This window comes from Paenibacillus sp. KS1, from assembly GCF_001680695.1.
Classification (GTDB): Bacteria; Bacillota; Bacilli; order Paenibacillales; family Paenibacillaceae; genus Paenibacillus_B; species Paenibacillus_B suaedae.
Genome location: NZ_MAIS01000130.1, coordinates 1 through 10,235, shown reverse-complemented (window position 1 = coordinate 10,235; position 10,235 = coordinate 1). Strand labels below are relative to the sequence as shown.

The 10,235-nt window shown below is 42.3% G+C and carries 9 protein-coding genes; 2 read left to right on the top strand and 7 right to left on the bottom strand.

Features of this window, described 5'->3' with window-relative positions; genetic code table 11:
- The 5 genes from BBG47_RS25940 to BBG47_RS25920 all read right to left on the bottom strand — a co-directional run.
- A partial coding sequence (locus BBG47_RS25940) for a hypothetical protein (RefSeq protein WP_139070777.1) occupies positions 1-260 on the bottom strand: 260 nt, incomplete at its 3' end.
- A gap of 124 nt (positions 261-384) precedes the next feature.
- Positions 385-1,167, bottom strand: coding sequence for a sugar phosphate isomerase/epimerase family protein (locus tag BBG47_RS25935; protein ID WP_065294144.1), 783 nt, complete (start codon positions 1,165-1,167; stop codon positions 385-387).
- Positions 1,168-1,432: 265 nt separating this feature from the next.
- Complete coding sequence (locus BBG47_RS25930; protein ID WP_254659930.1) at positions 1,433-2,107, bottom strand: oxidoreductase; 675 nt, start codon at positions 2,105-2,107, stop codon at positions 1,433-1,435.
- Between the two features lie 55 nt (positions 2,108-2,162).
- Positions 2,163-3,557, bottom strand: a complete 1,395-nt coding sequence (locus BBG47_RS25925; RefSeq protein ID WP_065294143.1) for an aldehyde dehydrogenase — start codon at positions 3,555-3,557, stop codon at positions 2,163-2,165.
- 135 nt (positions 3,558-3,692) lie between these two features.
- Positions 3,693-3,995 (bottom strand): ArsR/SmtB family transcription factor, encoded by a 303-nt coding sequence (locus BBG47_RS25920; protein WP_065294142.1) that lies wholly within the window; start codon positions 3,993-3,995, stop codon positions 3,693-3,695.
- Positions 3,996-4,312: 317 nt separating this feature from the next.
- Between BBG47_RS25920 and BBG47_RS25915 the strand changes: the two genes are divergently transcribed.
- Both BBG47_RS25915 and BBG47_RS25910 read left to right on the top strand, forming a co-directional pair.
- Positions 4,313-4,696, top strand: coding sequence for a BlaI/MecI/CopY family transcriptional regulator (locus BBG47_RS25915; protein WP_065294141.1), 384 nt, complete (start codon positions 4,313-4,315; stop codon positions 4,694-4,696).
- A 49-nt stretch (positions 4,697-4,745) separates the two neighbouring features.
- Positions 4,746-6,992 (top strand): M56 family metallopeptidase, encoded by a 2,247-nt coding sequence (locus tag BBG47_RS25910; RefSeq protein WP_065294140.1) that lies wholly within the window; start codon positions 4,746-4,748, stop codon positions 6,990-6,992.
- Positions 6,993-7,046: 54 nt separating this feature from the next.
- Here BBG47_RS25910 and ppsA read toward each other — a convergent pair whose 3' ends face one another.
- Together ppsA and BBG47_RS25900 are read right to left on the bottom strand one after the other, a co-directional pair.
- Positions 7,047-9,635: a phosphoenolpyruvate synthase gene (gene ppsA / locus BBG47_RS25905; RefSeq protein ID WP_065294139.1), complete on the bottom strand. Its 2,589-nt coding sequence runs from the start codon at positions 9,633-9,635 to the stop codon at positions 7,047-7,049.
- Between the two features lie 71 nt (positions 9,636-9,706).
- A partial coding sequence (locus BBG47_RS25900; protein WP_483310763.1) for a radical SAM family protein occupies positions 9,707-10,235 on the bottom strand: 529 nt, incomplete at its 5' end.

Here is a 10,235-nt window from a genome sequence, read left to right as displayed (position 1 = left end):
CCATTTAATAAACCATAAACAATAACTTTGTCTCCATTGACGTTATAAAATGAGAACTTAGAGAAGAAAATATAATTATCTCTTTCCATCCCCAGTAGCTTAAAAGCAACAGATGCTACAAAGTGATTTGCGTCTGCTTTCTTACTCACATAATCAGTAAAGTCATCTTTATTCGGATTCGTAACGGCTAAAATGATCAGTAATACACCGATAATAACGTATTTTAGCGATGACTTCTTTTTTGTTTTTTCTTCCGTCATGATTGTACAATCCCCTATTTTCTATATATTTTCTCATCCAATACAAAAGACCAATAATATGTAATGAATCAGTATGATATTTTTATAGAATATGTATCCTGCAAATATCCATGATTGTTGCAGATTATTTCCGTTTTAATTCTTCCAGCCTCTTTGCTCGTTCACACGCTTTATGTAAAAACTCTTTAGCTGATAAATCCGCATAATCCCAATTCATGGCCTCTATTGCAATCGCGCCTGAATAATCCGTCTCCGCGATTTTTTTCATGGTTGTAGACCAATCAATCGTACCATCAAAAGGTAATCCATGTTGGGCATAACTTCCGTTATTATCATGTAAATGTAGTGCCATCAGCCGAGAACCGTACTCGGATAATAAATCATAGTCTGGATAATGGCGGTAGTGATGTCCGGAGTCATAACAGAATCCGATACGCTGCGAATCTACTTGCTCCAGCACATATGCCAAATTGGAAAGGTTCCATAAATTCTCCAGTGCAACATTGACACCAAGCTGTTCAGCTTTTTCAGTGATTCTCTTGATTCTATCCAATCCCAATGTGTTATATGGATTGTCTTCGTTAGGCAAATGCACAACCATTGTCGGAATCTCAAAATCAGCGCAATCTGCAACACATTGCAAATAGCAATCCGTTGCGGTTACACCGTCCAGATTGTCAAGCCAGAGGTTGTTTTCGTTTTGGATTGGTGTGTGGATATTTTCGATAAATAGACCCGCTTCTCGCGCTATTTGCGGCCCTTTGCGGTAATCGTTCCGACCAAAGCAGTCACGACCAAAGCCATCACTCCACCATATTAAAACGCCATCAAATCCAGCTTCTTTGATTAACTGAAAACGTTCCGTATTCGGCAATTTATAACCAAACCAATCATAAATGGTAAGCATAAGCCTCTTCCTTTCTTGCTTTCTTTATCATAGCTTTTACATAATTCATAGACTTTATCTCATTATAGTATACTTAATATTGGAAGTAGACAATAAATGATATCATTGCAAGAACGTGAGATGATATCACCCGCGAGCTCCTCTCCCTCTCCGTAATTTCGTTGTTCCAGCTGAATCCACCTTGATTGCTTCCGACACCCGTATTGGCTTGTAGTTATAACAAAGACTGCCCATAGCTAGGCAGTCTTGTGATCGGTCTATACTACTAAAGCGGTGCAAACTTTGCAATCTCATCAGAAGTATAGATGGTAACTTTCTGTTCTTTGCTTCGTAAAGCGATAACTTTCATTGCATATGCGACCTGTTCTCCTGAAATAGAACGATATTTTCTTGCAGATCCCACCAGCAGAGGGTTTACCATTTTCAAAAGTATTTCCCCAACCTTTTCCCCTAACCGAAATTCATCGCGGTTCCCTGTTAACAGCGAGGGGCGTAAGATAGATAGCCGCGGGAAATCCAGAGCAATCAATTCGCTCTCGATCATCCCTTTTACACGATTATAGTGAGACCATGACTTTTTATTTGCCCCAATTGCGGTAATCATGATGAAATGCTCGATCATTTGCTTTTTAGCTAAAGCTGCTATGGTTCGCGGATACTCAAAATCCACCTTTTGAAATGCTTCTCGAGTCCCTGCCTTTTTGATCGTTGTGCCTAAGCAGCAGAACACATCTTGTATTTCTCCAATATCCTCTTGCATAATTTTATCGAAATCACGAACAAGTACTTCTATCTTCGGGTGTGAGTACGTTCCAGGACGTCTAACGATCATTTTCACCCGTCCATACTCTTCACTGTTACAAAGCAATTTCACTAGCTCAGTCCCTATGAAACCCGTTGCTCCTACCACTAATGCTGACCGTTTCGCTTCCATGTTCATCGATCCCATCCTTGCTACAATCCTAATGATACCTATATCGGGAAGAAATAAAATTCTAACGTAGGAACTTTTTGACCAATCTCAGTTTCTTCTCATTGTAAGGAGGTAAAATAAAACTGGTATCGATTATTGTGGTCTTCTTAACAATGCTCTTATGATGTGAAAAAAGGTCGAAACTATATTTCCCATGATAGGCGCCTATTCCTGAATTCCCCACGCCACCGAAAGGCAAATGACTATTCGCAATGTGAAGAATCGTATCGTTTACACAACCGCCACCAAAGGAAACTCTACGCAACACCTCTTCCTCACAATTCTTATCCTCTGTGAACAAGTATAAGGCCAATGGTTTCGGATGCTCTTGAATGGTGTGAATGGCATGGTCTAACTGATCGTATTCCAAAATCGGTAGAAGCGGCCCAAAAATCTCGTCTAACATAACCGCATCAGACCATGATGCTGCCTCCAGTAATGTTGGTTCGATATACAACTTCTCTCTTACTGATTTACCGCCATAGATTACGTTATTTCGATCTTTTTCCAGAATTGAATTCAATCTATCGAATTGGCGCTCATTCACGATGCGGCCATAGTCCTTACTGACCATCGGATCTTCTCCATAGTAATTCACGATGACCTCTTTCATTTTTGAAATGAGAGCGTCTTTGACTTCCGAATGTACCAACATGTAATCTGGCGCAATACAGGTTTGGCCTGTATTTAGAAACTTGCCCCATACAATTCTTTTCGCTGCTAACTCTAAGTTCGCAGTCTTGTCTACAATGACAGGGCTCTTCCCTCCAAGTTCTAAGGTTACGGGGACTAGATTTTTGGCAGCAGCCTCCATCACGATCTTTCCAACCTGTACACTTCCCGTGAAAAAGATATAGTCAAAAGGGGCATGTATGAGTGCTGACGTTGCTTCCTTCTCCCCTTCTACGACTCGGACGTAACTCTTATCAAAGATCTCGTTAATCATTTCATGAACGACTCGCGTTGTATGAGGTGTATGTTCTGAAGGCTTAAGTACCGCACAATTTCCCGCAGCAATTGCTCCAATAAGAGGTTCAATCAGCAATTGAAACGGATAATTATAAGGGCCTATAATGAGTACTGTCCCATATGGCTCTTTGATAATACGGCTTCTAGACGGCCACAAAGCTAGAGGTGTTTTTACCTTCTGAGGCTTCATCCATTTCTTCACATGCTTCATTGTGTTCTTAATACTATCCAATACAAAGCCAATCTCCGTTGAATACGCCTCATATTCACTTTTCCCTAAATCCTGATTCAATGCTTGTGTAATTCGATCCTCATTACGCTTAATGCTCTCTGTTAATTTGCGCAGCTGTTCGAGGCGAAATTGTACAGTACTCGTTGAACCTTGTTGGAAAAATTCCTTATGTTCCGTAAGAATGCACTCAACGTCCAGCTTATCTATTTGATTCATTCCTTTACACCCCTTTTCTATTCTCACTGTATAAATTCCTTATACTCTTATCCATCCAACAATTCCGAACATCTAAATATCTAAGCGTTCAAACCCTTCGACGTATACGTGATTGCAAATGCCTTTAGATTTGCTCTAAAGGCACTCATTTTCAAGTAACAATAGTAGTTTTTTTAACGAATCAACAGCAATATCCAAGGTTACGGAATAATAACGCTCTGTACCGATCTTCTCCATCGTAACTAAGCCTTGATCCCGCAGCAATTTTAAATGATGTGAAATCGCTGGACGCGATAATGTAGATTGGGCTGTTATTTCACCCACTGACATCGGCCCCTGTTCACTAAGCCACAGAATGATATCTTGGCGATGCGGATCAACTAACAGTTGGAAAAAAGGAATACATGAGCGAAATTGATCTAATGCCTGCTTTCCCATATTCTATCCTTTCTTCATGACGTTGTAATGAAAGGTTTAAATACGTAAACGTTTTGTTGGAGTCATTCTAATTAATTCTCCAATCCTAGTCAAGTTTATTGATAAGAAAATATGATGTCATGACAACGGATTTGAGATCTGATGGTGAGATACATCGCTAGTTCATTGGAGACGGGACTGACTGTGACGTCTACGAGTTGTTCCTGTACCAAGGATTAAACAAGATTACGCCCTTCTTGACTTTTTACGTTTACATGCGTAAACTGAACATTACAGTTTACAGTTGTAAACATTATCGACGGAAAAGAGTGAAGATATTGAACAACCTCCCTCACATTACCGAGGCCGAAAGTGAAGTGATGAAGCTGCTATGGCAGAAGGAGCCTTTAACATCGATCGAGATCATTTCCAACTTAAAGGATCAGATGGATTGGTCAGATCAAACCATCAAAACATTCCTGAATAGGCTCCACAAAAAAAAGGCGATCCGATTTGAAAAGTCCGGCAGGAACTACTTATATTACCCACTGGTTACCTACGACGAATATCTCAAAGCAGCGAACCGCTCCTTCCTGGATCGGGTTTATAACGGGGCTATTGGCATGCTGTTCACCAAATTTCTGGAAGAGGAAAAACTCTCGGATAGCCAAATTGATGAGCTCCAACAGCTATTAGAGAAAAAGAAAGGAGACGGCAGTTAAATCTCGCGATTAGCTTCTGCCATGAGGTTAAAAGAAGGAGAACGAATGTATGAAACTGATTGAAACCTTGTTTTATCTTGTGTTGACCGCATCCCTAGCGTCCACTGTCATCATCTTGCCGCTGCTCTTGACTCGGAAGCTATTATTTAACCGTCTAGGCCCTCGTATTTTTCATGTGCTGTGGATTCTTGTGTTAATCAAGCTGCTTGTTCCGATAGCTCCACAAAGTCCTGTCAGCCTATTTAATTTCATACCGCACGAGATCAATTGGCCTACATGGATTGCAGAGCAGCCTATTTCTTCAGAAGACACAATGGACCCGTCACTGACAGCAAAGAATAGCGATACAACAACAAACGTAAATCCTGCACCTATATCAAAGCAGACGGAAGAATCAAGTTCAATAGTGAATCCGCCCCTTCAACCCTATACCTATGAAGAAGAACGGGATCACCCCAATAAGATGCTCACGATCGGTTCAATTGTATGGGTTGCAGGAATATTAGCCTTGAGTACCTATTATCTGTTTGTTGTTCTAAGATTCAACAATAGAGTTGGAGTCTCATGCAAATTAGAGAATCACGAGGTGCTCTCTATTCTGGAGGCATGCAAGGCGAAACTGGGCATCACGAGACCGATTCCTATCTATGAGACTACTCGCCTCCACAGCCCATGCATCTATGGATTGACGAGGCCGAGAATTTATTTGCCGGCAGATATCGTAACGATTGCCGATTCCCGTCAGCTTATGCACATCTTTCTGCATGAACTGACCCATTATAAACGAAATGACTTATGGTTCAATTTCTTGTGGACACTGGCTGCAGTGCTCCACTGGTTCAATCCATTTGTATGGCTGTCCATGAAAAAAATAAAAGTCGACCGGGAAGTCGCATGCGATGCGGGTGTACTCGAGATGCTGGATGAGCATGAATCCTCATCATACGGAATGACACTTCTTATGCTGTCGCGGTTATTTACTCGAACTTCTTCCCCGCAGGTCAATCTTTCGAATTTCTTTGAAAACAATAGGGAAATGAAACGGAGAATTACGATGATATCCAAATTCAAAAAAGGTACGTATAAACTGTCCGCTGCGACGATTATCCTGCTTCTCGGCTTAGGCGCCGTTATGCTTACGAACTCTTCGGAGCACGCGAATGGCGCCGAATCAGGTTCGAAAAAAGAGGGCTCCCCTTCCACATTTAAGATTCAGCGCGAGATGGATTGGTATAAATGGTTCAACAATTTGGAGAGAGCAAATGATTTTGTCAGTTTCCCATATAAAGTTCCTGATTATCTACCTGAGGGGTATCAATTGCGTAGTATAAACGTTGACGAAAAACATGAAAGCAGTAAGGATGACGAGGTCACCATAAACTTTAGTTCAAATCACGGTAATGCCGATGAGAAACAATTCGAAGTGATCGCCTCTACAGGAAGTATAGTGACTAGGGAACTCTCTCAATTATTGGAGGGTGGGCAAACGACAAAAATCCCAGGACCATCATGGGGTGAAGCTCTCCCCCAAACCTATACACAAGAAGAGGTTACATATGCCGATATCACCGGTATTTTATTAACGACCGTTCAAAAATACGAGCATCATGAGCCAGAAATCGCAAAAACGTTCTTCTGGCGTGATGAAGGAGTATACTACGCGATTCATTTCTATAGCGAAGATCATACCTTGGAAGAAGGGCTTCCACGGAATTGGAGAATGATTTCGCAAGACGAGCTGGAGAAAATTCTGAACTCATTTAAATACCCGGAACAAACCCAGCATGTCAGTTACGACGGAAAGGGAAGGTCGTTTCCGCTCTATGATGAGAAAGATTTGCAGAAGGCGGAAAAACTACTGGGTATTAAAGTGAAAATCCCACTCTCTCTCTCGAATAACAAACTGAAACTTACAGATTCGGTCATGTTCCAGGCAGGTGATAAATACGCCGACTACTTCAAATATACCGTGAATGCGGTTGAAAATTCATACCGTGCAGCAGACTATTCCCAAGAAAGTAATCTCACGGTTTATCAAAGCAAGTTACCATTAATGAATGGTTCAGAGTTGACTTTTGTTAGGAAACTGGACATGGACGGCATTGGCATTTCCGCCTACAAGGACGACAATCATGTCTTTGGCGGCCCCTACTACAACAACGAGAAGCTCATCTCTGAAACCTATTACATATGGAAGCAGCATGACATTTATTACACTGCCTACTTAGACGATAATAAATTATCGAAAGAAAGACAGGAAGAACTGCTCAAAGCTTTCATACTCGCTCCTCAATGAGGCTGGGAGATAACGTACGCCCCCCAAATCAATGGGGGGTGTTTTATTCATCCATTACAATATTTCGATATACCCTTCTGTTCCATGCACGCGAATTCGTTGTCCATCTTTGATCAGCTTGGTAGCATTCTCCACTCCTACAACTGCTGGCAAGCCATATTCACGCGCGATAACGGCACCGTGGGTCATTAGACCACCAACCTCGGTGACTAGGCCTTTGATAGATACAAACAAGGGTGTCCAGCTAGGATCCGTAAAGGCGGTGACTAATATATCTCCATCTTCGAGATCAGCATCTTCCATGTTCAAGATGACACGTGCGCGTCCCTCTATAACTCCGGAAGACACGGGTAGACCTATAATCGCATCGTCAGGCAGATTTTTTCTTTTGTACTCTCCCACAATGATTTCACCATCTGACGTGATAACACGTGGTGGAGTTAGTTTTTCATAGTAGTTGTACTCGTCTTTTCGTTTACTGATGATGTGGTAATCCAGTTTATTTGTGCGTACAACCTCGTGAAGTTCCTCCAAAGTGAGATAGAAGATATCTTCTTTTTCATGAATGATGCCCACTTGTACGAGTTGTTCTGCTTCTTTCAGTAAAGCCTGTTTATATACGAAGTAACGATTAATCAAGCTGTACTTTGGATATTCGCGAAACCCGCTGAAATTCCGAATGAGATTGATCATTCGTTTAGTTTCTTTGGCTTTTTGTTCGCCATCCGGCAATTGCTTTAATCGCTCTAATAACTCTTGTTCTTTTTTCATAGCTTCTTGTTGCCCTTGCTCAAACTTCTGCTTGCTCGCATTAGGCTCAAAGTTTTTGATGTTGCCGAGAATCAGGGGGACAAGCGTAGTTGGTTTCTCACTCCAACGCGTTCTAGTTATATCGATTTCTCCGGCACAGCGCATTCCATACTTGACGAGATAAGCATCGATAGCGTCTCGGGTTTCTTGCCCACCTTCTAACTTAAGCAGTTCATCCAAGAAATGATCCTCTTTTACATGTTCTAAATAATCTATGACTTCTGGATAAGGACGAATCACATCTGCGACATCCAATAGCGCCAGACCCATTTCCGAAGTAATATTGCCCTGTACAGATTGAGAAAGTGTGTCTGCAGCGTGTTTTTCACCTAACCACTCGCTCATGTTTTCATTGATCCATGCTGCAGCATCCATTGCAACCAGAATGACATCTATAATTTGCGCATCAAATACAATCTTCTTTAATTGCTCGAGATCTTCGTAAATAAAATCCAACAAATCCGATCCTGATTTCGTTTGGATATTGTGTTTCAACGCTTCGAGCGATTCTTGATTACGCTTAATTGAATCAGGAACGATTGACGGATTGTTTTCAATTTCACGCATTTTATCTACGGTGCTTTTATACGGATTTGGTGCTGTGTTATCGTCTGGCAACATCCTTATAAAATCCCGCTCTAGAACGGTCATCAGTGCATCTTTGATCAGAGGATCGGATTTTCCCAGGTAATTTAATACATGGTCTCTGCTAGCGAGCATAGGTGTCACATCAACAAACAACCTGCCACCAGCTTTACTCATAGGTGCTGTAGTGGTTAACTGGAAAAAAGACAATCCCAGCGGTTTCATAGGATCGGTCATCATTTGTTGGTGGCCGACAGATACATAAACGCGATTTTCCTGATCATTCGCTTCTGGAATCGGGTATAACGTCGTGATTGGCCGACTCTGGACAATGTAAAAGGTATCATCAACCAGACACCATTCGATATCTTGTGGGCAACCAAAATAGGCTTCGATCTGCCTTCCGATGCGTGCTAGTTGTAAAATTTGTTGCTCAGTCAGGGTTTGAGTCTTTTGCAGGTCAGGATCGATCTGTTGTGTCTCTGTTCCGCCTTCCTTTCGTCCATAGACCGCCAATTTTTTGGCCGCGATCCTCTTATCGATGATTTCCCCTTCCTGTACTTTATAACAATCGGCAGAGACCAAGCCAGAGACCAGTGCTTCTCCAAGTCCAAAACTAGCATCGATCGATATTACCTTTCGGTTGGAAGTAATCGGATCAGCGGTAAATAAAATTCCCGAAGCTTGTGGGAACACCATCCTTTGAATGATAACGGCTAAATAAACGTGACTATGGTCGAATCCATTTTGCATTCGGTAAATGACTGCGCGATCCGTAAAAAGGGAGGCCCAACATTTGCTGATATGCTGCAGGATGGCTTCTTTGCCGATAATATTTAAATAAGTGTCTTGTTGGCCAGCAAAAGAGGCATGTGGCAAATCTTCAGCAGTCGCACTGGAACGCACAGCATAAGCATGTTCCTCGCCAAACTGGGAGAGATATTGAGTTACTGCTTCCACAACATCAGAAGGAATTTCTACTTCCAAAATGATTTCTCGAATCTTCCTGCTGATTTCACCAATTTGATCTCGTTCCTCAATGTTTAGCATCGTCAGTCGATTGAGCAAAGCATGATACGTTTCGTTTTGCTCGATTGCTTTTTGATATCCCCGTGTTGTCACACAAAAGCCTTCTGGTACTTGGATTCCCTCAATTTTTGATAACTCCCCTACATTCAATCCTTTTCCGCCAACGAGCAGTAGCTGGTTATTTTTCATTTCCTGAAAACCGAGAACGAAAGAACTCATACCTATCTCTCCTATCCATTCATTTGAGAATCAGCTCGGTACAACTGACCACATGCCGCCTTAATTTCCGATCAGAATTGAGTTCGAACCGTAACGTTCACACCGTACATTTTCAAAGTCCGCACGAACGTTTCGATCCTCTCTGGATCAGATGGCAAGTAGCTCTGAGGCGTCACTTCTGTTGAATTGTAGGGAATGAGGTTCACGTGGTAGAGGTGTTCCCAAGCTCCCCTTCCCCTCAACAGCGCAGCAACCGCTTTCGCATGCTCCGCCGAGTCGTTGAACCCTCGAAGTAAAATATATGCGATATACACCTTTCTTCCCGTATGTCGGATGTGGCGATCCAATGAATTGAGCACATCGCGGAGCGGAAACCGCTTATTGATCGGCATCAGTTCACTCCGTTGCTCGTCGAAAGGCGAATGCATCGAGAAGGTTAGATTGACCTGTGGAAACTCCCGCGTCAACCTCTCGATTCCTGGCAACAGGCCAATGGTCGAAATCGTAATTCTTCGATGTCCTAGACCGAAGAGATTTGGATTGGTCAAAATCGCCAGCGCATCGAAAAGGTGCGGGTTGGCGAGCGCCTCCCCCATACCC